The 19,889-nt window shown below is 64.2% G+C and carries 24 protein-coding genes; 13 read left to right on the top strand and 11 right to left on the bottom strand.

The genetic code is table 11. The annotated features are described in order from the left end of the window. The first annotated feature begins 142 nt into the window (after window positions 1–142). The 11 genes from ACN8M7_RS22550 (at window position 143) to ACN8M7_RS22500 (ending at window position 9,383) form a co-directional block, all read left to right on the top strand. Window positions 143–838 (top strand): YggS family pyridoxal phosphate-dependent enzyme, encoded by a 696-nt coding sequence (locus ACN8M7_RS22550; protein ID WP_490262220.1) that lies wholly within the window; start codon window positions 143–145, stop codon window positions 836–838. A gap of 9 nt (window positions 839–847) precedes the next feature. Beyond that, window positions 848–1,666, top strand: coding sequence for a pyrroline-5-carboxylate reductase (gene proC / locus ACN8M7_RS22545; protein ID WP_061240222.1), 819 nt, complete (start codon window positions 848–850; stop codon window positions 1,664–1,666). Window positions 1,667–1,675: 9 nt separating this feature from the next. After that, window positions 1,676–2,269, top strand: coding sequence for a YggT family protein (locus ACN8M7_RS22540; protein ID WP_061240221.1), 594 nt, complete (start codon window positions 1,676–1,678; stop codon window positions 2,267–2,269). A 145-nt stretch (window positions 2,270–2,414) separates the two neighbouring features. Then, window positions 2,415–2,705, top strand: coding sequence for a DUF167 domain-containing protein (locus tag ACN8M7_RS22535; RefSeq protein WP_061240220.1), 291 nt, complete (start codon window positions 2,415–2,417; stop codon window positions 2,703–2,705). Between the two features lie 181 nt (window positions 2,706–2,886). After that, entirely contained in the window at window positions 2,887–4,863 is a 1,977-nt protein-coding gene (locus ACN8M7_RS22530) for a dynamin family protein (protein ID WP_061240219.1), read from the top strand. A gap of 108 nt (window positions 4,864–4,971) precedes the next feature. Next, window positions 4,972–6,111: a homoserine O-succinyltransferase MetX gene (gene metX, locus ACN8M7_RS22525; RefSeq protein ID WP_061240218.1), complete on the top strand. Its 1,140-nt coding sequence runs from the start codon at window positions 4,972–4,974 to the stop codon at window positions 6,109–6,111. A 2-nt stretch (window positions 6,112–6,113) separates the two neighbouring features. Further along, the gene (gene metW, locus ACN8M7_RS22520) at window positions 6,114–6,734 is read left to right on the top strand and encodes a methionine biosynthesis protein MetW (protein WP_490262219.1); all 621 of its coding nucleotides are present in this window, start codon (window positions 6,114–6,116) and stop codon (window positions 6,732–6,734) included. Between the two features lie 14 nt (window positions 6,735–6,748). After that, window positions 6,749–7,165, top strand: coding sequence for a DUF4426 domain-containing protein (locus ACN8M7_RS22515; protein ID WP_061240216.1), 417 nt, complete (start codon window positions 6,749–6,751; stop codon window positions 7,163–7,165). Continuing rightward, the gene (gene rdgB, locus ACN8M7_RS22510; RefSeq protein WP_490262218.1) at window positions 7,158–7,754 is read left to right on the top strand and encodes an RdgB/HAM1 family non-canonical purine NTP pyrophosphatase; all 597 of its coding nucleotides are present in this window, start codon (window positions 7,158–7,160) and stop codon (window positions 7,752–7,754) included. Before ACN8M7_RS22515 ends, rdgB begins: the two co-directional genes overlap by 8 nt. Beyond that, window positions 7,751–8,911: a radical SAM family heme chaperone HemW gene (hemW, locus tag ACN8M7_RS22505; protein WP_490262217.1), complete on the top strand. Its 1,161-nt coding sequence runs from the start codon at window positions 7,751–7,753 to the stop codon at window positions 8,909–8,911. The genes rdgB and hemW overlap by 4 nt, the downstream gene beginning before the upstream one ends. 148 nt (window positions 8,912–9,059) lie before the next feature. Continuing rightward, window positions 9,060–9,383, top strand: a complete 324-nt coding sequence (locus ACN8M7_RS22500) for a DUF3392 domain-containing protein (RefSeq protein ID WP_061240213.1) — start codon at window positions 9,060–9,062, stop codon at window positions 9,381–9,383. A gap of 22 nt (window positions 9,384–9,405) precedes the next feature. Here the strand turns inward: ACN8M7_RS22500 and ACN8M7_RS22495 are convergent, their stop codons facing one another. Continuing rightward, window positions 9,406–9,954, bottom strand: a complete 549-nt coding sequence (locus ACN8M7_RS22495; protein ID WP_490262216.1) for an AAA family ATPase — start codon at window positions 9,952–9,954, stop codon at window positions 9,406–9,408. On the opposite strand from ACN8M7_RS22495, the gene ACN8M7_RS22490 reads away from it, so the two are divergent. Beyond that, entirely contained in the window at window positions 9,953–10,411 is a 459-nt protein-coding gene (locus tag ACN8M7_RS22490; RefSeq protein WP_490262215.1) for an N-acetyltransferase, read from the top strand. The two genes, ACN8M7_RS22495 and ACN8M7_RS22490, sit on opposite strands and share 2 nt — an antisense overlap. 10 nt (window positions 10,412–10,421) lie before the next feature. Here the strand turns inward: ACN8M7_RS22490 and ACN8M7_RS22485 are convergent, their stop codons facing one another. The 5 genes from ACN8M7_RS22485 to ACN8M7_RS22465 all read right to left on the bottom strand — a co-directional run bounded on the left by ACN8M7_RS22485 (window position 10,422) and on the right by ACN8M7_RS22465 (window position 14,225). Next, window positions 10,422–11,765, bottom strand: a complete 1,344-nt coding sequence (locus tag ACN8M7_RS22485) for a DUF1329 domain-containing protein (RefSeq protein WP_490262214.1) — start codon at window positions 11,763–11,765, stop codon at window positions 10,422–10,424. Window positions 11,766–11,952: 187 nt separating this feature from the next. Then, window positions 11,953–12,669 (bottom strand): tRNA (guanosine(46)-N7)-methyltransferase TrmB, encoded by a 717-nt coding sequence (gene trmB, locus ACN8M7_RS22480; protein ID WP_490262213.1) that lies wholly within the window; start codon window positions 12,667–12,669, stop codon window positions 11,953–11,955. A 68-nt stretch (window positions 12,670–12,737) separates the two neighbouring features. Further along, window positions 12,738–13,532, bottom strand: coding sequence for a thiazole synthase (locus ACN8M7_RS22475; protein WP_061240209.1), 795 nt, complete (start codon window positions 13,530–13,532; stop codon window positions 12,738–12,740). Between the two features lie 18 nt (window positions 13,533–13,550). Beyond that, complete coding sequence (gene thiS, locus ACN8M7_RS22470) at window positions 13,551–13,751, bottom strand: sulfur carrier protein ThiS (RefSeq protein ID WP_061240208.1); 201 nt, start codon at window positions 13,749–13,751, stop codon at window positions 13,551–13,553. A gap of 102 nt (window positions 13,752–13,853) precedes the next feature. Further along, window positions 13,854–14,225, bottom strand: a complete 372-nt coding sequence (locus ACN8M7_RS22465) for a DUF423 domain-containing protein (protein ID WP_061240207.1) — start codon at window positions 14,223–14,225, stop codon at window positions 13,854–13,856. 218 nt (window positions 14,226–14,443) lie between these two features. Here ACN8M7_RS22465 and mtgA point away from each other — a divergent pair, with 218 nt between their 5' ends. Next, entirely contained in the window at window positions 14,444–15,172 is a 729-nt protein-coding gene (gene mtgA, locus ACN8M7_RS22460; protein ID WP_490262212.1) for a monofunctional biosynthetic peptidoglycan transglycosylase, read from the top strand. 6 nt (window positions 15,173–15,178) lie between these two features. On the opposite strand, the gene ACN8M7_RS22455 is transcribed toward mtgA, so the two are convergent. The 5 genes from ACN8M7_RS22455 to ftsY form a co-directional block, all read right to left on the bottom strand. Next, the gene (locus ACN8M7_RS22455; protein ID WP_490262211.1) at window positions 15,179–15,787 is read right to left on the bottom strand and encodes a hypothetical protein; all 609 of its coding nucleotides are present in this window, start codon (window positions 15,785–15,787) and stop codon (window positions 15,179–15,181) included. 62 nt (window positions 15,788–15,849) lie between these two features. Beyond that, a complete protein-coding gene (gene rpoH / locus ACN8M7_RS22450) occupies window positions 15,850–16,704 on the bottom strand; it encodes an RNA polymerase sigma factor RpoH (RefSeq protein WP_061240204.1) in 855 nt (284 codons plus the stop codon). Between the two features lie 143 nt (window positions 16,705–16,847). Beyond that, on the bottom strand, window positions 16,848–17,864 hold the full coding sequence (ftsX, locus tag ACN8M7_RS22445) for a permease-like cell division protein FtsX (RefSeq protein ID WP_061240203.1): 1,017 nt from the start codon (window positions 17,862–17,864) through the stop codon (window positions 16,848–16,850). Beyond that, the gene (ftsE, locus tag ACN8M7_RS22440; protein ID WP_061240202.1) at window positions 17,864–18,532 is read right to left on the bottom strand and encodes a cell division ATP-binding protein FtsE; all 669 of its coding nucleotides are present in this window, start codon (window positions 18,530–18,532) and stop codon (window positions 17,864–17,866) included. Before ftsE ends, ftsX begins: the two co-directional genes overlap by 1 nt. After that, window positions 18,529–19,869, bottom strand: coding sequence for a signal recognition particle-docking protein FtsY (ftsY, locus tag ACN8M7_RS22435; RefSeq protein ID WP_490262210.1), 1,341 nt, complete (start codon window positions 19,867–19,869; stop codon window positions 18,529–18,531). The genes ftsE and ftsY overlap by 4 nt, the downstream gene beginning before the upstream one ends. Window positions 19,870–19,889: the final 20 nt, after the last annotated feature.

Raw genomic sequence — 19,889 nt, 5'->3', positions numbered from 1 at the left:
GGTCAGCAAGGCGAAATCAGTCGAACAAGCGCAATGTACGAGCGGTACATGTGCATCTTGAGGCTGACGTCAACGCAGCATGGCCAGGCGCAGCAATTTGTAGACGCCCCCTATAAAGGCCGGGCTTTATAGAGCGCAAGTAATGTCCACGATAGCAGAGAATATTGCAAAGGTCGGAGCGCGCATCCGTGAGGCGGCGCAAGCCTCGCGGCGGAATTTTGCCGATATCGGCCTGCTGGCGGTGAGCAAGACCAAACCGGCAGCCGCCATCCGCGAAGCCCATGCTGCCGGTATTCGCGACTTCGGCGAGAACTACCTGCAGGAAGCCCTGGAAAAACAGGTCGAATTGAGCGGTCTGCCCTTGATCTGGCACTTCATCGGCCCCATTCAATCGAACAAGACCCGGCCCATCGCCGAGCACTTCGACTGGGTACATTCGGTGGATCGCCTGAAAATCGCGCAACGCCTGTCCGATCAACGACCAGCGCAGCTGCCGCCGCTGAACATCTGCCTGCAGGTCAACGTCAGCGCCGAGGACAGCAAGTCCGGCTGCAGCCCCGCCGAACTGGCGCAACTGGCGGGCGCCGTCGCGGCCCTGCCGAACCTGCGTCTGCGCGGGCTGATGGCGATTCCCGAGCCCACCGACGACGTCGCCGCACAACACGCTGCATTCGCCCGTCTGCGTCAGCTACGTGATGACCTGGCGCTCGACCTCGACACCCTGTCCATGGGCATGAGCCATGACCTGGAGGCCGCCATCGCAGAAGGCGCCACCTGGGTACGCATCGGTACTGCCCTGTTCGGCGCCCGTGACTACGGCCAGCCCGCCCACCAATAAGGAAGCCCTATGAACCATCCGATCATTGCCTTCGTCGGCGCCGGCAACATGGCTGCCAGCCTGATTGGCGGTCTGCGCGCCCAGGGTGTGCCGGCCAGCGCCATTCGCGCCAGCGAGCCCGGCGAGGAACAGCGTGCACGCCTGCAGCAGGAGCACGGCATCACCACCTTCGCCGACAATGCCGAAGCCATCAAAGGTGCCGACCTGATCGTGCTGGCAGTCAAGCCGCAGGTCATGAAAGCGGTATGCCTGGACCTGGCCGCGCATCTGGCCGCCAATCAGGTGATCATCTCCATCGCTGCCGGCATCAGCTGCGCCAGCCTGGAAAACTGGCTGGGCGAGTGCCCGCTGGTGCGCTGCATGCCCAATACGCCGGCGCTACTGCGCCAGGGCGTGTCCGGGCTGTTCGCCAACCCGCGCGTCAGCGCTGAGCAGAAGGCCCAGGCCGAGCACGTGCTGAGCGCCGTCGGCCTGGCCCTGTGGCTGGACGAGGAATCCCAGCTCGACGCCGTCACCGCCGTTTCCGGCAGTGGCCCCGCCTATTTCTTCCTGCTGATCGAAGCCATGACCACAGCCGGCGAACAACTCGGTCTGCCACGCGAAACCGCTGCACGCCTGAGCATTCAGACCGCGCTGGGCGCCGCGCGCATGGCCAGTGAAAGCGATGTCGACGCCGCAGAACTGCGTCGCCGTGTTACCTCGCCGAACGGAACCACCGAAGCGGCGATCAAAACCTTCCAGGCCGGCGGCTTCGAGGCGCTGGTACAAAAGGCACTCAACGCTGCGGCCAATCGCTCGACCGAACTCGCCGAACAACTGGGTCAATAAGGAGACAGCATGTCCGGACTCATCGAAGCCCTCATCTATATCATCCAGACCCTCGGCAGCCTGTATCTGCTGATCGTGCTGCTGCGCTTCATCCTGCAACTGGTGCGGGCCGACTTCTACAACCCGCTGAGCCAGTTCATCGTCAAGGCCACGCAACCGCTGCTGACGCCACTGCGCCGGATCATTCCGAGCTTTGCCGGGCTGGATATAGCCTCACTGATCCTGGCAATCCTCGTGCAGTTGCTGCTGATGATCGTCACCCTGACCCTGATGGGCTACAACGTCGGCGGTTTCATCCTGCAGTTGCTGGTGTGGTCGCTGATCGGCGTGACCTCGCTGTTCCTCAAGGTGTTCTTCTTCGCCCTGATCATCAGCGTCATCCTCTCCTGGGTCGCTCCGGGCAGCTACAACCCTGGCGCCCAGCTGGTGAACCAGATCTGCGAGCCGCTGCTGGCACCGTTTCGCAAGCTGCTGCCGAACCTGGGTGGTCTGGACATCTCGCCGATCTTCGCCTTCATCGCCATCAACCTGGCGGATCGCTTCATCATCGGCGGCCTGGCGGCCTACACCGGCCTGCCACCGATGCTCAGCCCCTTCCTCTAAGAGCCTGTTCAAAGGCTCGCGAGCTAGCGCTATGCAAGGCAAAAACAGGTGAGGAAGCGGAGTTTACAAGTGATAAATGAGCAGTCCGAGCCTGTTTTTAACGCAGCAAAGCCGACGCGCAGCAGACTTTGAGCAGGTTCTCAGGATGAGCTTCTACCGCTGGGATGGCGAGGACCTGATCCTCGACTGCCACCTGCAACCCAAGGCGAGCAAGGACGAGTTCGCCGGGCTGCAGGCTGAGCGGCTGAAGATCCGCCTCACCGCCCCGCCGGTCGACGGCAAGGCCAACGCCCAGTTGCAGGCCTTCCTGGCCAAGGCGTTCGGCGTCGCCAAGAGCCAGGTCAGCCTGGAAAGTGGCACGCTAAACCGGCACAAGCGCCTGCGCATCCGCGCCCCGCAGATCCTGCCGCCGATCCCAGGTCTGCAGCGCGCCTGACGACCATTCAGCCGCCATAGCCGACCATAAGGCGGGACTGCAAACGCAGCCAATTGACGGCTGCCTCGTAGCTCGCATAATGCAGGCTATTGTCGTCAATGCCGTGCTTCCTGGCGGCAAACTCAATTGAACCGTCACGCAGCCCCCGCAAGTGGATGATCTTGCCGACAGGAGAGCCAGGATGAGCATGGAACGTCTCAGCCAGCAGGTTGACGCCTACGTCGCATGGAAACGCGAACTGATGCGCGAGATCACGCGCTATCGCAGCTGGCTGGAACACAATCGCCTCAACTCCGAGGCGGTGCAGGCCAAGCTCGAACGCGCCCTGAAGATCCTGCGCACCGATCACATCACCCTGGCCTTCGTCGGCGAGTTCTCGCGCGGCAAGACCGAGCTGATCAACAGCCTGTTCTTCTCCGAATATGGCCAGCGCATGCTGCCCTCGCATGCCGGTCGCACCACCATGTGCCCGACCGAGCTGTTCTTCGACCCGCGCTCGGAACGCCCCTACATTCGCCTGCTGCCCATCGAGACCCGCACCGCCTCGGCCAGCGTCGCGCAGTTCAAGCGTATCCCCCGCCACTGGGTGAACATCCCGCTGGATACCAGCGACCCGGCCAACATGGCACTGGCTTTCAGCCAGGTGGCCAAGACCAAGCCGATGCCGGTAGAGCAGGCGATCCAGCTCGGCTTCCACCCGGACATGCTCGAAGGCACCGGCAAACGCGGCCAGGTGCTGGTGCCGGCCTGGCGCCACGCCATGGTCAACTTCGACCACCCGTTGCTGCGTCAGGGCCTGCGCATTCTCGATACTCCCGGCCTCAATGCCCTGGGCAGCGAGCCCGAGCTGACCCTGTCGATGCTGCCCAACGCCCAGGCGATCATCTTCCTGCTGTCTGCCGACACCGGCGTCACGGCCAGCGACATGCACATCTGGCAGCAGCACATCCGCCAGCTCGACGAGGACGCGCAGACCAGCCTGTTCGCCGTGTTGAACAAGATCGACGTGCTCTGGGACGACCTGGCCGGCGAGACCTTCGTGCACAACGCCATCAGCCAGATCCAGAGCGCCACCGCCAAGCAGCTGGGCATCGCCAAGCAGGACGTCCTGCCGCTGTCGGCCAAACAGGCGCTGCTGGCCAAGGTGCGCAAGGATGAGGCACTGCTGGCACGCAGCCTGATGGCCAATCTGGAGAACCTGCTGTGCGAACGCATCGTCGCGCAGAAGGAACGCCTGATCGAAGACCATGTAGTGCGGCAGGTTCTGGCGTTGCTGAACAACAGCCAGCACGTGCTCAACCTGCGCCTGGAGAAGGTCAGCGAACAGCTGGCCCTGCTCGGCAACCATCAGCAGGACAACGGCCAGTTGTTGTTCGAACTGACCGCCAAGACCAAGGAAGACCACAGCCGCCACCACAAGCGCCTGCTCGGCCTGAAGACCAATCAGCGCCTGCTGCTGCGCCAGGGCCAGTTGCTACGCCACGCGGCCCGCCCCGAGCGCCTGGAACAGCACCTGAGCGAAGTCCGGCGCAACCTCACCGGCAGCTGGACGACCCTGGGCATCAACCAGGCCATCCTGCACTTCTTCCAGGCTGTGGAGCAGGACCTGCACAACCTGCAGCACGAAGCTGAGATGGCCAACAAGATGGTCGCCGCCATCTATCGCCGACACAACGAAGACAACCCGCTGGGAGGCGTCGACGCGCCGCAGTTCAAGATCCAGCGCTACCTGCGTGAGCTGAACAACCTGCAGACCAAGGGCGATCAGTTCCGCCTGCACCTCAAGACCTTGCTCACCGAGCAGCGCAGCCTGACGCGACGCTTCTTTGCCACCCTGGCCCAGGAAGTCATCGGCCTGCACCAGCGCCTGCGCCTGGACGCCGAGCAATGGGCGGCCGATGCATTGATGCCGTTGATGCAACACACCCTGGAACACAAGCAGATGCTGGAAACCCACATGCTGCGCCTCAAGGCCCTGGCCCAGGAAACCCAGCAGACACGCAAGCGCAGCCTGCAACTGGCGCGCTACCACGAAGAACTTGAGCAACAACTGGCCCAGGCCAGCGACATGCTGCGCGTGCTGCGGCGTCCGGCACCGGTGCAGCGCCAGGGCAAGGTGGTCAGCCTGCCGCTGGCAGCGCGCCCTCGCAGCCTGTAGCGCGCCGCCAAACAGCGAGCGCTCGCGGGCTCGCGGGCTTGCTCGCTTGCCGCTCGGGGCGGTGCTCTTTAGACTGGCGCCCTCCTCCGATTCCTTAGCAGCGCCTCCATGCCCACTGCATTTCCCGAAGATTCCGTCGGCCTGGTCAGCCCCCAGGTATTGCGCTTCAGCGATCCCCTGGCGTTGGCCTGCGGGCGTAGCCTGGCCGAGTACGAACTGGTCGTCGAAACCTATGGCGAACTGAACGCCGCGCGCAGCAATGCGGTGCTGATCTGCCACGCCCTGTCCGGCCATCATCACGCCGCCGGCTACCACAGCCCGGATGATCGCAAACCCGGCTGGTGGGACAGCTGCATCGGCCCCGGCAAACCGATCGACACCAACAAGTTCTTCGTCGTCAGCCTCAACAACCTCGGTGGCTGCAACGGCTCCACCGGCCCGAGCAGCATCAACCCGGCCACCGGCAAACCTTACGGCGCCGATTTCCCGGTGATGACCGTGGAAGACTGGGTGCACAGCCAGGCGCGCCTGGCCGATGTGCTCGGCATTGCCCAGTGGGCGGCGGTGATCGGCGGCAGCCTCGGCGGCATGCAGGCCATGCAGTGGACCATCAGTTACCCCGAGCGCGTACGCCATTGCCTGGCCATCGCCTCGGCGCCCAAACTGTCGGCGCAGAACATCGCCTTCAACGAGGTGGCGCGCCAGGCGATTCTCACCGACCCGGAATTCCACGGCGGACACTTCCAGGAACAGGGCGTGATCCCCAAACGCGGCCTGATGCTGGCGCGTATGGTCGGCCACATCACCTACCTGTCCGATGACGCCATGGGCGAGAAATTCGGCCGCGGACTGAAGAGCGAAAAGCTCAACTACGACTTCCACAGCGTCGAGTTCCAGGTGGAAAGCTACCTGCGCTACCAGGGCGAGGAATTCTCCGGCCGCTTCGATGCCAACACCTACCTGCTGATGACCAAGGCACTGGACTACTTCGACCCGGCCGCCACCCATGACGGTGATCTGGCCAAGACCCTGGCCGCGGCCAAGGCCGACTTCTGCGTGATGTCCTTCACCACCGACTGGCGCTTCTCCCCGGCCCGCTCACGGGAAATCGTCGACGCCCTGCTGGCCGCGAAAAAGAACGTCTGCTACCTGGAGATCGATGCACCGCAGGGCCACGACGCCTTCCTCATGCCGATCCCGCGCTATCTGCAGGCATTCGACAGCTACATGAAACGGATCGAGGTGTGAGCATGCGAGCGGATCTGGAAATCATCCAGGAATGGATCGCCCCCGGCAGTCGCGTACTCGACCTGGGCTGCGGCGACGGCGAACTGCTGGCCGGCCTGCGCGACAACAAACAGGTCTCCGGCTACGGCCTGGAGATCGACCCGGACAAGATCGCGCTGTGCATCGAGCGCGGCGTCAACGTCATCGAACAGAACCTCGACCTGGGCCTGGGCAACTTCGCCAGCAACAGCTTCGACGTGGTGGTCATGACACAGTCGCTGCAGGCGCTGCATTACCCGGACAAGGTGCTGGCCGAGATGCTGCGCGTCGGCAAGACCTGCATCATCACCTTCCCCAATTTCGGCCACTGGCGCTGCCGCTGGTACCTGACGACAAAAGGTCGCATGCCGGTATCGGACTTCCTGCCCTATACCTGGTACAACACACCGAACATCCACTTCTGCACCTTCGAGGACTTCGAGCGCCTCTGCCATGCCCAGGGTGCCCGCGTGGAAGAACGCCTGGCAGTGGACCGTGACCATCGCCACGGCCTGGCAAGCCGCATCTGGCCCAACCTGCTGGGCGAGATCGGCATCTACCGCATCAGCGGCTCGGCCCCTGCCGCGCACCGCGTCGCGGTCTGAACGAGGAGAACATCATGCGCCGCATCATCCCCTTCCTGATCGCCCTGTGCCTGGCCCTGCCGGCCGCCGCCGAGCGCAAGCAAAGCTTCGGCGATCTCGACGTGCACTACAGCGTCTTCAACTCCAGTTTCATCCAGCCGGACATCGCCGCAGCCGCCGGCCTGACCCGCAGCAAGACCCAGGGCGTGATCAACATCGCCGTGCTCAAGGCCGGCAAGCCCAGCACCGCAGTGGTCGGTGGCGAAGTGAAGGATCTGCTCGGCAAGAGCACCGCACTGACCTTCCGCCAGGTCACCGAGGGCGAGGCCATCTATTACCTGGCGCAGTTCCCCTTCAAGACCCGCGAAGTACTGAGCTTCACCCTCAACGTACGCCAGGGTGACGACGCGCACCGCATCACCTTCAATCAGGAAATGTTCCCGGATGACTGAGTTCAAGGAGCTGGTGCTGGCCAGTCACAACGCCGGCAAACTCAAGGAACTGCAGGCCATGCTCGGCGACGCCGTGCGCGTGCGCTCGATCGGTGAGTTCAGCCAGGTCGAGCCGGAAGAAACCGGCCTGTCGTTCGTCGAGAACGCCATCCTCAAGGCGCGCAACGCCGCGCGCATCTCCGGCCTGCCGGCGCTGGCCGACGACTCCGGCCTGGCGGTGGATTTCCTCGGTGGCGCGCCTGGCATCTACTCGGCGCGCTACGCAGATGGCGCAGGCGATGCGGCGAACAACGCCAAGCTGCTCGATGCCCTGAAAGACGTGCCGGACGCCCAGCGCGGCGCCCAGTTCGTCTGCGCCCTGGCCCTGGTGCGACATGCCGACGACCCGCTGCCGATCCTCTGCGAAGGCCTCTGGCATGGCCGCATCCTGCACCAGGCCCGTGGCGAGCATGGCTTCGGCTACGACCCGCTGTTCTGGGTGCCGGAGAGCGAGTGCTCCAGCGCCGAGATGCCGGCCGCGCAGAAGAACCGCCTCAGCCACCGCGCCCGCGCCATGGCCCTGCTCAAGCAGCGTCTGGGGCTGGCATGAGCGACACCGCTGGCGGGCGCTTCCTGCTCCCGCCCCTTGCGCTGTATATCCACATCCCGTGGTGCGTGCGCAAATGTCCTTATTGCGACTTCAACTCCCACGCCGCGGGGCCAACGCTGCCGGAGGATGAGTACGTCGACGCGTTGCTGGCCGACCTCGATCTCGACCAGCAGCACGTGCACGACCGGCCGCTGACCTCGATCTTCTTCGGCGGTGGCACCCCCAGCCTGTTCTCCGACCGCGCCCTGGGCCGCCTGCTGGAAGGTGTCGAGCGCAGCATAGCGTTCGCGCCGGACATCGAGATCACCCTGGAAGCCAACCCCGGCACCTTCGAGCAGGCCAAATTCAAGGGCTACCGCAGCCTCGGCATCAACCGCCTGTCCATCGGCGTGCAGAGCTTCCAGCAGGACAAGCTCAAGGCACTGGGGCGCATCCACAACGGCGACGAGGCCATCCGCGCCGCCGACATGGCGCGCGCCGCCGGCTTCGACAATTTCAACCTCGACCTGATGCACGGCCTGCCCGAGCAGAGCATCGAGGACGCGCTGTTCGACCTGCGCACTGCCATCAGCCAGGGCCCGACGCACCTGTCCTGGTACCAGCTGACCATGGAGCCGAACACGGTGTTCTGGAGCCAGCCGCCGGTACTTCCCGAGGACGACCTGCTGTGGGACATCCAGGAAGCCGGCCAGGCGCTGCTCGCCGCCGAAGGCTACGCGCAGTACGAGGTGTCGGCCTACGCCCAGCCCGGTAAACAGGCGCGGCACAACCTCAATTACTGGACCTTCGGTGATTTTCTCGGCATCGGCGCCGGCGCCCACGCCAAGCTCAGCACACGGGACGGGCGCATCCTGCGCACTTGGAAGACCCGCTTGCCGAAGGACTACCTCGACCCGGCCAAGGCCTACCAGGCCGGCGAACGTGTGCTCGATGCCGAGGAATTGCCCTTCGAGTTCCTGATGAACGTGCTGCGCCTGAGCGATGGCGCACCGGCCGAGCTGTTCAGCCAGCGCACCGGCCTGCCGCTGCAGCAACTCGAGCAGGCACGCCGCGAAGCCGAACGCCAGGGTCTGCTGCAGGCCGACGACACGCGACTGGTCGCCACCGCGAAGGGCCAGCTGTTTCTCAACGACCTGCTGCAACAGTTCCTGGCTTAGCGTCTGTACAAAAAGTCGCCGAGCACAGGCACCTTTAGGACGGCACCTAGATCACCCACAGCGCAACAAGAATCCGTTAGGCTTAGGCGCCTCGCTCGCGCAGCCCTGATGCCGCTGCGCTGACCGTTACCCCTGCCAAGGAGCCTGAATGGATCTGCTACTGGACCTGATCGTCACCCTTTCGCGCTGGAGCCGCAGCCACCTCAGCGACATCTCCCTGGCCATCATGGCCACCCTGCTGGTGCTGTTCGGCCCAGCCATCAACGCCTGGGTTCAACGCACCATCGGCAACCTCAACTTCGTACTGCGCACCCTGCTCTTCGTGGTGTTCTGCGCGGTCGGTTATGGCCTGGCCATCGTCTTCCTCACGCCCTGGCTGGCAAAGGGTCTGGCCTACTTCAACAACTTCACCCTGGCGCCGGTGCTGATCCTGATCTTCGTGGTCATTGGCATACTGGCCGACCGCAATTAGCGGACGCAGGCCCCTGGGCATGTCAATCTCGCAGCCAGGCCATGACCTGCTCGGCCAGTCGAGCTGGGCTGTCGTGCGTCGAGTCCAGCCGTAGCAGGGGACAATCAAGCTGCTGCTCGATCCATGTTTCGTGCATGAGCAGGCTGCGCGTGCGCAGATCCCCCTGCTCGTAGCCTGATGCCCAGTCGAGGAAGGCCTGGCTCTGGGCGTGCATGTCGCCGCCCGGCTCGATGCGCTCGCCGTAGCGCGCCGCTTCACGCTGATGCAGACGACGCATGCGCTCTGCATCGTCCAGACGCAGGAACAACGCATGGCTGAACGCAGGAATCAGCGCCTCGCCCCAGCTGCACAGTGAGCCGCTCAATATCCAGTTGGGTGCCTGCTGCAGTTGCTCGCGGATCAAGGCCACGCGCTGCTGCGGCGGGCGCTTGTGCAGGTACGGTGGCTCGCTGGGCAACCAGTAGAAATCGTCGGTATCCAGATGCAGCCAACCACAGCGCTCGGCCAACGTGCGGGCCAGGGTGGTGGTGCCCGAACCGGATGCACCGAAGATATGTAATCGAACCTCCATGGATTCACCTCTCCTCGAACAGGACTTCATCATGATTCGCCCCTACCATCGCGCAGACTGCGACGCCGTACTCGACCTCTGGCTGAAGGCCTCCCTCCTGGCCCACGACTTCGTGCCGCCGGCGTTCTGGCACGAACAACTGACAGCCATGCGCGACCACTATCTACCGCAGGCCGAAACCCTGGTGCTGCAGAAGAACGACCAGCTACTCGGCTTCGTGTCACTGCATGAGCAGCGCCTGGCCGCACTGTTCGTCAGCCCGCACGCCCAAGGCCGCGGCCTGGGTCGTCAGCTACTGGACGAGGCCAAACGCAGGCGCGACCGCCTGGAACTCGGCGTCTACCGCGCCAACACCCGGGCGGTGGCCTTCTACCAGGCAGGCGGCTTCGTGACGGTGGACGAGACGCGCGACCCGAACACCGGCCAGCCAGAGCTGACGATGCGCTGGTCGCGCTAACGAGGAAGACTCAGTTGCCTTCGCGGCGCAGCGCCTGCGGGGTAAAGTCGCGCGGGGTCAGTCTGGCGTTGAAGTCGTACATCTTCTCGTTGTTGTCCAGGCCGTCGGCGAAGTAACGACCGCCCTTGAAGTCGTAGATCGTCTCCAGGGTCGAGCCGAACATCGGCACATCGTAGTAACTGATCGGGTGGGCTTCCTGCAGGCCGATCAGATTACCGGCGCGGTCATACAGGTCGACCGCAAGGATCTGCCAACTGTCCTCGTCGAGGTAGAAACGACGCTTGCCGTAGGGATGGCTGAAGCCTTTGCGCAGATCGGCCTCCACCACCCAGACGCGGTGTAGCTCGTAACGCAGCAGCTCCGGATTGACGTGCTTGGCCCGCAAGATATCGGCATAGGCAATGCCCTGCTGGTGCACCGCGTAGCTATTGTAAGGCACCAGCAGTTCGCGCTTGCCCAACAACTGCCACTCGTAGCGGTCCGGGGCGCCGTTGTAAGAGTCGACCTGGTCGGCGGTGGCCATGCCGTTGGTGTCGGGCTGCAGGGTGTCGTAGGCGAGCATCGGCAGGCGCCGCACGCGCCGCTCGCCACGGTTGAAGCGCCAGGCCTTGCGAATCGCCAGAACCTGGTCGAGCGTCTCCTGCACCACCAGGGCCGAACCGGCCAGTTTGGCCGGCGCCACCACCTTGTACTTGTAGTAGAACAGGGTGTTTTCTAGATCCTGCGGGGCGATGCCTTCGCGGCCGTAGAGGAAGTAGATGTCGCGCTCGAGCTTGAGCAGGTTGTAACTGCCGTTGGCGAGCACCGCCGCCTGGTTGGTGGCCATGCTGATCTGGTCGCCACGGTAACGCATGATGTGGTTCCAGATGGCCTCCTGGCCGTTCTGCGGCAGCGGGAACGGCACACCAGCGGCTGCGCCCTGGACGCCATTGCCGCCAGAGATCAGCTCGGCATTGAGCGCGTTGAAGCGCGTGGCATCGTAGATGCGTTGCGGCGCGGCAGCACTGCGACGAGTCGGGAATACGCGCAGGTAGAAGCTCGGGTTCTGCTGCAGGAGCATCTTGAGGCCGACCGGCAGCTGTTGTTCGTACTGCGCCAGGTTCTGGCTATCGACCCGGTACAGCAGTTTGTCGTCGGCGTAGGGATCCGGGTGGTGCATCCCCGGCTGGTAACCCGCCGGCGGCGTGGCCAGGCCACCTGTCCAGGCGGGGATGGTGCCCGCGGCATTGGCGGCTCGCTCGCCACCCAGCGGGGTCAGGTCCTGCCCCAGGCGTGCAGCCTGACTGGCGTCGACCTTGGCCTGAGCCTGAAAGGCCAGGGCAGTCAGCAGAAGAAGGGAAACCGATCTCAACACAATGCTCTCCTTGCGGCGCCATGGCAGCGGCGTCGCCAATATCCGCACGCCTGGCAGGCATGCTTATCGTTGTTGTGTCTTGCGGTGAGGGGGCCGTCCTGGCCGGCTGTCGGGTTATCCCGATCTGATCGTGCATCCAGCTGGTTCTAAGCCCGGGCGATCCTGGCGAACGCGGATCGCCCGGCAATCATTCCTGGCGTTGGAACTTGAGGTCCCATACACCGTGGCCAAGGCGCTCGCCGCGACGTTCGAACTTGGTTACCGGACGCTCCTCGGGGCGCGGCACATAGGTGCCATCGGCGGCCAGGTTGCGATAGCCCGGCGCGGCGTTCATCACCTCGAGCATATGCTCGGCATAGTTCTCCCAGTCGGTGGCCATGTGCAGCACACCGCCGATCTTCAGCTTGCTGCGCACCAGTTCGGCAAACGCCGGCTGGACGATGCGGCGCTTGTGATGACGCGCCTTGTGCCAGGGGTCGGGGAAAAACAGCAGCACGCGGTCGAGGCTGGCGTCGGCCACGCAGTCGCGCAGCACTTCCAGGGCGTCGCAGCTGTAAACACGCAGGTTGCTCAAATTCTGCGTCATCACCCCGTTGAGCAGCGCCCCGACACCCGGTTTGTGTACTTCGACACCGATGAAGTCTTGCTCCGGCGCAGCGGCAGCCATTTCCAGGGTGGAGTGGCCCATGCCGAAGCCGATCTCGAAGGTACGCGGCGCGCTGCGACCGAACACCTGATCGAAGTCACGCAGGCCATCCTCGAGCGCCAGACCGAACAACGGCCAGCCCTTGTCCAGGCCGCGTTGCTGGCCTTCGGTCATGCGCCCGGCACGCATCACGAAGCTCTTGATGGTACGACGCTGGCGACCGTCTTCGGTCAGTTCGGACTGCTGGGTATCGGTCATGCTGTGCTCTTGTAGATTGCGTTACGACTTGGCGCGCCGGCGGACCGGCACGCAGCAAATCGTCTTCCTTAATTGATCAGGCCAGTCAGCGGCGACGACGCACTGGCATAGAGTTTCTTCGGCATGCGGCCAGCCAGGTAAGCTAGGCGACCGGCCTCGACGGCATGCTGCATGGCACGCGCCATCAGCACCGGATCCTGGGCTTCGGCAATGGCGCTGTTCATCAGCACCGCCTCGCAGCCCAGCTCCATGGCGATGGTGGCGTCGGACGCCGTACCCACACCGGCATCGACCAGCACCGGCACCTTCGATTCTTCGAGGATGATGCGCAGGTTGTAGGGGTTGCAGATGCCCAGGCCCGAACCGATCAGGCCGGCCAGCGGCATCACCGCAATGCAGCCGATTTCGGCCAGTTGGCGGGCGATGATCGGGTCGTCACTGGTGTACACCATCACGTCGAAGCCGTCCTTGACCAGTACTTCGGCCGCCTTGATGGTTTCGATGACGTTGGGGAACAGGGTCTTCTGGTCGGCCAGCACTTCCAGCTTGACCAGGTTGTGGCCATCGAGCAGCTCGCGAGCCAGGCGGCAGGTACGCACGGCCTCGACGGCATCGAAACAGCCGGCGGTGTTGGGCAGGATGGTGTACTTGTCCGGGCTGATCACGTCGAGCAGATTCGGTTCGCCCGGATTCTGGCCGATGTTGGTACGGCGCACCGCCACGGTGACGATCTCGGCGCCCGAAGCGGCGATGGCGTCACGGGTCTCGTCCATATCCTTGTACTTGCCGGTACCGACCAGCAGGCGCGACTGGAACGTACGACCGGCCAGCGTGAAGGGCTTGTCGCTGCGAACTTGGCTCATGGAATACTCCTCGAGGGGTCAACCGCCGCCGATGGCGTGCACCACTTCCACCTGATCGCCCTCGGCGAGCTGGGTGCTGTCGTGCTGGCTGCGTGGAACGATGTCCTGATTGAGCTCGACCGCCACACGGCGCCCGGTCAGATCGAGGCGAACCAACAGGTCGGCGACGCTCTGGTTATCCGGCAGTTCGAAGGGTTCACCATTCAACTGGATACGCATGACGACTCGATCACAACTAGAAAGAGGGCCGGCATTCTAGCCCGATAGGCGGCGGCGACCAAGGCTAAAAGGCGCCATTCGTCCTCATTTCTGACGCCAGGGTCAGGTCATTTTCCAGGCCGCCAGCCCCAGGCACAGCCAGCCGACCAGGAAGGCGACACCACCGAACGGGGTGATGATGCCCAGCTTGCCGATGCCGCTGAGCGTCAGCAGATAGAGACTACCGGAGAACAGCAAGATGCCCAGTGCGAAGGCGCCACCGGCCAGGTTGAGCAGACGCCCGGGGGCGTGCAGCGCCAGCAGACCGACGCCGAACAGGGCCAGCGCGTGGATCAGCTGATAGTGCGTGCCGGTCTGAAACACCGCCAGATACTCGGCCGTCAGCCGGTTCTTCAGACCGTGGGCGGCAAAGGCGCCCAGTGCGACACCAGTAAAACCGGCGAATGCGGATAACAGCAGCCAGAGACGGGCCATGGAAACTCCTGAATAGATCGACCTGCACGCAGTTTAAGCGCTGGGCCGAGAGGTGGAATGGTCGCTATTGTCACACCCGCGACCAATCCTGTGGTGCCGCGCGCGCCCCTTGATCTCTTTTTTGTTGCCAGCCATCCCAGACGGCAAAAACGACGGCAAAAATCGCTCCAGTCGATTTTTTGCTTTAATAGCGCCTCACTTGATCATTGCGAGACCCCATGCTCCGAGCCCTTACCCGCCGCCTGCTGAAACTGCTGCTCTGGCTGATGCTGGCCAGTGCGCTGCTGGTGCTAGTCCTGCGTTGGGTGCCGCCGCCCGGCACGGCGCTGATGATCGAGCGCAAGATCGAATCCTGGAACAGCGGGCAGTCACTGGAGCTCAAGCGCCAGTGGCGGCCCTGGAACGAGCTGCCGGACAACCTGAAGATGGCGGTGATCGCCGCCGAGGATCAGAAGTTCGCCGAGCACTGGGGCTTCGACATGGGTGCCATCCAGGCCGCCCTGGCGCACAACCAGAGTGGCGGCTCGCTGCGCGGCGCCAGCACCCTCAGCCAGCAGGTGGCGAAGAACCTGTTCCTCTGGTCCGGCCGCAGCTGGCTGCGCAAGGGACTGGAAGCCTGGTTCACCGCGCTGATCGAACTGCTCTGGTCGAAGGAACGCATCCTCGAGGTCTACCTCAACAGCGTCGAGTGGGGCGATGGCATCTTCGGCGCCGAAGCTGCCGCGCAGCATCATTTCGGCGTGGGCGCGCCGTACCTGAACCGCCAGCAGGCCAGCCAGCTGGCTGCCGTGCTGCCCAACCCGCTGCGCTGGAGCGCAGGCCGGCCGAATGGCTACATCATTCGCCGCGCGGCCTGGATTCGCCAGCAGATGAACCAGCTCGGCGGCAGCCACTACCTCAACCAGCTCAAACCCAAACGCCCGGACGGCTGGCCGCGCTGGCTGTAGACCGGGCTAGCGGCTGCGAAACGCCTTGCGCGGCACCGCGTGCAGCAGCGCGACGTCATCGCCGCGCAGATGTACGGTCAACCCCCATTGCGGATAGACCCAGGCCTGACCGTCAGCCAGTTCCAGGGTCAGGCGCGGCTGCCCGAGACTGGCCGCCAGGCGCTCGCTGGCCAGCGCCTGCGGGGCACTCAGGTTGAGGCTGGCAATGGCGAAAGCAGCCATCTGATCCAGCAGCGACTCATCCAGGGCCAACTCTGCGTCACCCGGCTTCAGCCCTTGTGCCGCCATCAGGCTGTCGCGCTGACCTTGGCTCAAGGCCAGTTCAGCCTGCAACGCCCACTCGCCCTCCTCCCCTTCGAGTGTTGCCCGATAGGTCAGCCGTGCGCCGTCCAGGCGTGGCTCCAGCCACAGCTCGCCCCCGGTCATCGCCCGCAGATCGCGCAGCGTCAGTTCATCCTCGGCCAGCGGTTGCAACAGGGCATCACGCCACTGCTGCAGGTTGGCGACCGGATGCACCTCGCTGCTGCGCATCAACCAGGCGCCCCAGGCGAAGAACAGCACGGCCACGACCAGGAACACCAGCCAGTGCTGCGCTTTCAGAGGGGCTTTATTCAAGGCATTTGCTCCAGACAGAAAAAAACCGCACCAGGGTGCGGTTTTTCGGGGTATCGACAAGCTCAGGCGGCGATGCAGCCCTTGAGCTTGTTCATCGCGTTCTTCTCCAACTGACGAATACGCTCAGCCGACACGTTGTACTTGGCTGCCAGGTCGTGCAGCGTCGCCTTCTCCTCGGCCAGCCAACGCTGGTAAAGGATGTCGCGGCTACGCTCGTCCAGGCCTTCCAGCGCTTCGTGCAGGTTGCTGCTGGAACTGTCGCTCCAGTCGGCATCCTCGAGCTGGCGAGCCGGATCGTAGCGATGGTCTTCCAGGTAGTGTGCAGGCGACTGGAAGGCGCTGTCGTCGTCGGCATCGGCTGCCGGGTCGAAGGCCATGTCGTGACCTGTCAAGCGACTTTCCATCTCGCGCACTTCGTGCGGCTCGACGCCCAGGCTCTCGGCCACGGCGGTCACTTCGTCGTTGTTCAGCCAGGCCAGACGCTTTTTCTGGCTGCGCAGGTTGAAGAACAGTTTGCGCTGGGCCTTGGTGGTGGCCACTTTGACGATGCGCCAGTTCTTCAGGATGAACTCGTGGATTTCCGCACGAATCCAGTGCACGGCGAAGGACACCAGGCGCACACCCATTTCCGGGTTGAAGCGTTTGACCGCCTTCATCAGGCCGACGTTGCCTTCCTGGATCAGGTCAGCCTGGGCCAGGCCATAACCGGAGTAGCTGCGTGCGATATGCACCACGAAACGCAGGTGGGCCAACACCATCTGGCGGGCGGCCTCGAGGTCCTGCTGGTAGTAGAGATTTTCGGCCAGCTCACGCTCCTGCTCGGGCGTCAGCAGCGGAATGCTGTTGACCGCATGCACGTATGCTTCCAGGTTGGCGCCTGGAACCAGAGCATGAACAGGTTGCAAGGAAGTGGACATTCGAATCCTCCGATTCACGAAACTCGTGCAGTGTAGCACTGCGCTATCTGATGCAGGGCCTGTGGATAAGTTCCCAGACAGATAGTCAATATCAACCAAAACAATGGCTTGTCAGCTTACGTTCAGCCTCGCTGACTGACGCCTCAGCGGGGCGCCAGTTCGTTGAGGTGACGCGCCACCGCCAGCCAGGCGCCAATATAGCCCAACAGCACGGCGCCGAGCAGCAGCGAAAAACCGTCGGAAGAAGGTACGCCACCTAACGCGAAATCGCTACCGTAAAGACCGGCCAAACGTACTACAGCATCGTTCAGCCAATCCAGCCCGAAGGCCAGCAGCAGCCAGGCGAAGACGCCTGCGCCGAAACCGTACAACGCGCCCATATAAAGGAAGGGACGTCGCACGTAGCCATCCGTTCCCCCCACCAGCTTGATCACTTCGATCTCGGCGCGGCGGTTCTCGATGTGCAGGCGGATGGTGTTGCCGATCACCAGCAGCAACGCCAGGATCAGCAGCAGGCTGAGGCCGAAGACGAAGCGATCGCCCAGCTTGAGGATCGCAGTCAGACGCTCGACCCAGACCAGATCGAGCTGCGCCTGCTCCACCTTGGGCAGTTCCGCCAGGCGCTGGCGCAAGGCTTCGAGCTTGGCCTTGTCGACCTCCTTCGGCGTCACCAGTACCACGCCGGGCAGCGGGTTCTCCGGCAATTCCTTCAGCGCCTGGCCCAGGCCGGACAGCTGCTGGAACTCTTCCAGCGCCTGCTCGCGGCTGATCCACTCGGCATCGGACACATCATCCATCGCCGCGATCTGCTCGCGCAGCGCCTGGCCGTCACGCTCGCCGGCGGACATGTCGAGGAACAGGGAAATCTGCGCCGCACGCTGCCAGGAACCGCCGAGCTTTTCGACGTTGTCCAGCAGCAGCGACAGGCCCATGGGCAGGCTCAGCGCCACGGCCATCACCAGGCAGGTAAAGAAACTGCCGATGGGCTGGCGAGCCAGACGGCGCAGGCTGTCGACCAGGCTGGCGCGATGGCTTTCCAGCCAGGCGTTGAGCAGGGTGCGAAAATCCGGCTCATCCGCCGGGCCGTCGACCACCTTGTTGCGCGGCGCCGCGCCGACACGTTCGGCCGGCTGCGGCGTGGGCATCTTCGATGCGCTCATCAGGCAGCCTCCCCATCACCGATCAGACGACCGCGTTGCAGAGTGAGCATGCGCTGGCGCATGCGCGCGATCAGGGCCAGGTCGTGGCTGGCGATCAGCACCGTGGTGCCCAGCTGGTTGATGTCTTCGAACACGCCCATGATCTCGGCGGCCAGACGCGGGTCGAGGTTACCGGTGGGCTCATCCGCCAGCAGCAGGGCGGGTCGGTGAACAATGGCGCGGGCAATACCGACGCGCTGTTGCTGACCAGTGGACAGATCGCCCGGCGACTGCGCGGCCTTGTCACTGAGGCTGACGCGCTCCAGCGCGGCACCGACCCGCTTGCCGATCTCCGGCTTGGACAGGCCGAGGATCTGCAGCGGCAGGGCGACGTTGTCGAACACGCTGCGGTCGAACAGCAACTGGTGGTTCTGGAACACCACGCCGATCTGCCGGCGCAGGAACGGAATCTGCGCATTGGTGATGGTCGACAGGTCCTGCCCGGCCAGCAACAGCTTGCCGCTGGTGGGCCGTTCCATCGCCAGCAACAGACGCAGCAGTGTGCTCTTGCCGGCACCGGAGTGGCCGGTGACGAAGAGAAACTCGCCGGGGCGAACGCGGAAACTCAGCTCGTGCAGCCCGACATGGCCATTGGGGTAACGCTTGGCGACCTGCTCGAATCGGATCATCCGCGTTCACGCTCCTCGAAGAGTGCCTGGACGAAGTCCTGCGCCTGGAACGGACGCAGATCATCGATGCCTTCACCCACGCCGATATAACGAATCGGCAGGCCGAACTGCTTGGCCAGGGCGAAGATGACGCCGCCCTTGGCGGTGCCGTCGAGTTTGGTCAGCGCCAGACCGGTGAGGTTCACCGTCTGGTTGAACTGCTTGGCCTGGTTGATGGCGTTCTGGCCGGTGCCGGCGTCGAGCACCAGCAGCACTTCGTGCGGCGCCGTCTCATCCAGCTTGCCGATCACGCGGCGCACCTTCTTCAGTTCTTCCATCAGGTTGTCTTTGGTGTGCAGGCGTCCGGCGGTATCGGCGATCAGCACGTCGATGCCGCGCGACTTGGCGGCCTGCACCGCATCGAAGATCACCGAGGCCGAATCGGCGCCGGTGTGCTGGGCGATCACCGCGATATTGTTGCGCTCGCCCCAGACCTGCAGCTGTTCCACCGCAGCGGCGCGGAAGGTATCGCCGGCAGCGAGCATGACCTTCTTGCCATCGAGCTGCAGCTTCTTGGCCAGCTTGCCGATGGTGGTGGTCTTGCCCACGCCGTTCACGCCGACGACGAGAATCACGTAGGGCTGCTTGGCCGTGTCGATCACCAGCGGCTGCTCGACCGGTTTGAGCAGGGTCACCAGCTCTTCCTGCAGCGCCTTGTACAGCGCGCCGCTGTCGGCCAGCTCCTTGCGCGCCACGCGCTTGGTCAGGCTGCCAATGATCGAGGTGGTCGCCTCGACGCCGACGTCGGCGGTGAGCAGGCGGGTTTCCAGATCATCGAGCAGGTCGTCGTCGATCGCCTTCTTGCCGAGGAACAGGCTGGCCATGCCCTCGCCAAGGCTGGCGCTGGTCTTGGACAGGCCCTGTTTGAGGCGGGCGAAGAAACCGGGTCTTTCCTGCGTGGCCGGCGCGGCAACGGCAACCGGCGCTGTCACCGGCTGCGCGGGCACGGCCTCGACGATGGGCTCGGGCAGCACAACCGGCTGCTCGGCGACAACCGGGGTGACCTGCGGCGGCGCCTCGACGGCTGGCTCGGGGTGAGCAGGGACCGGCGTCGCGGCCGCCTCAGGTTCGACGCTCTGCACGGCCGCTGGCGCCTGATCAGGCGTAGGCGCAGCCGGTTCGGCAGGCGTCTGAGCGGCTTCAGGTTGCTCGACGGACTCTGGCTGGAGCGGCTGAGTAGCCGTTTCTGCTGGCTTCTTGCGCCACCAACTGAACAGGGATTTCTTTTCTTCGGTCACAGGCGGGGTCTGCGCGCCAGCCTCGGCCGGCGACTTCTTGTCGTCATTGGAACCAAACATGGGTCGCTTGCATCTCAAGG

This window comes from Pseudomonas spartinae (genome assembly GCF_965197125.1).
Taxonomy (GTDB): domain Bacteria; phylum Pseudomonadota; class Gammaproteobacteria; order Pseudomonadales; family Pseudomonadaceae; genus Aquipseudomonas; species Aquipseudomonas composti_A.
This window is presented reverse-complemented; position numbering and strand designations above follow the sequence as displayed.

What these genes read in the sequence shown, in the direction of transcription:
- ACN8M7_RS22550 (WP_490262220.1), top strand. Translation starts at nt 143, where the DNA reads ATGTCCACGATAGCAGAGAATATTGCAAAGGTCGGAGCGCGCATCCGT.
- proC (WP_061240222.1), top strand. Translation starts at nt 848, where the DNA reads ATGAACCATCCGATCATTGCCTTCGTCGGCGCCGGCAACATGGCTGCC.
- ACN8M7_RS22540 (WP_061240221.1), top strand. Translation starts at nt 1,676, where the DNA reads ATGTCCGGACTCATCGAAGCCCTCATCTATATCATCCAGACCCTCGGC.
- ACN8M7_RS22535 (WP_061240220.1), top strand. Translation starts at nt 2,415, where the DNA reads ATGAGCTTCTACCGCTGGGATGGCGAGGACCTGATCCTCGACTGCCAC.
- ACN8M7_RS22530 (WP_061240219.1), top strand. Translation starts at nt 2,887, where the DNA reads ATGAGCATGGAACGTCTCAGCCAGCAGGTTGACGCCTACGTCGCATGG.
- metX (WP_061240218.1), top strand. Translation starts at nt 4,972, where the DNA reads ATGCCCACTGCATTTCCCGAAGATTCCGTCGGCCTGGTCAGCCCCCAG.
- metW (WP_490262219.1), top strand. Translation starts at nt 6,114, where the DNA reads ATGCGAGCGGATCTGGAAATCATCCAGGAATGGATCGCCCCCGGCAGT.
- ACN8M7_RS22515 (WP_061240216.1), top strand. Translation starts at nt 6,749, where the DNA reads ATGCGCCGCATCATCCCCTTCCTGATCGCCCTGTGCCTGGCCCTGCCG.
- rdgB (WP_490262218.1), top strand. Translation starts at nt 7,158, where the DNA reads ATGACTGAGTTCAAGGAGCTGGTGCTGGCCAGTCACAACGCCGGCAAA.
- hemW (WP_490262217.1), top strand. Translation starts at nt 7,751, where the DNA reads ATGAGCGACACCGCTGGCGGGCGCTTCCTGCTCCCGCCCCTTGCGCTG.
- ACN8M7_RS22500 (WP_061240213.1), top strand. Translation starts at nt 9,060, where the DNA reads ATGGATCTGCTACTGGACCTGATCGTCACCCTTTCGCGCTGGAGCCGC.
- ACN8M7_RS22490 (WP_490262215.1), top strand. Translation starts at nt 9,953, where the DNA reads ATGGATTCACCTCTCCTCGAACAGGACTTCATCATGATTCGCCCCTAC.
- ACN8M7_RS22495 (WP_490262216.1), bottom strand. Translation starts at nt 9,954, where the DNA reads ATGGAGGTTCGATTACATATCTTCGGTGCATCCGGTTCGGGCACCACC.
- trmB (WP_490262213.1), bottom strand. Translation starts at nt 12,669, where the DNA reads ATGACCGATACCCAGCAGTCCGAACTGACCGAAGACGGTCGCCAGCGT.
- ACN8M7_RS22475 (WP_061240209.1), bottom strand. Translation starts at nt 13,532, where the DNA reads ATGAGCCAAGTTCGCAGCGACAAGCCCTTCACGCTGGCCGGTCGTACG.
- thiS (WP_061240208.1), bottom strand. Translation starts at nt 13,751, where the DNA reads ATGCGTATCCAGTTGAATGGTGAACCCTTCGAACTGCCGGATAACCAG.
- ACN8M7_RS22465 (WP_061240207.1), bottom strand. Translation starts at nt 14,225, where the DNA reads ATGGCCCGTCTCTGGCTGCTGTTATCCGCATTCGCCGGTTTTACTGGT.
- mtgA (WP_490262212.1), top strand. Translation starts at nt 14,444, where the DNA reads ATGCTCCGAGCCCTTACCCGCCGCCTGCTGAAACTGCTGCTCTGGCTG.
- rpoH (WP_061240204.1), bottom strand. Translation starts at nt 16,704, where the DNA reads ATGTCCACTTCCTTGCAACCTGTTCATGCTCTGGTTCCAGGCGCCAAC.
- ftsX (WP_061240203.1), bottom strand. Translation starts at nt 17,864, where the DNA reads ATGAGCGCATCGAAGATGCCCACGCCGCAGCCGGCCGAACGTGTCGGC.
- ftsE (WP_061240202.1), bottom strand. Translation starts at nt 18,532, where the DNA reads ATGATCCGATTCGAGCAGGTCGCCAAGCGTTACCCCAATGGCCATGTC.
- ftsY (WP_490262210.1), bottom strand. Translation starts at nt 19,869, where the DNA reads ATGTTTGGTTCCAATGACGACAAGAAGTCGCCGGCCGAGGCTGGCGCG.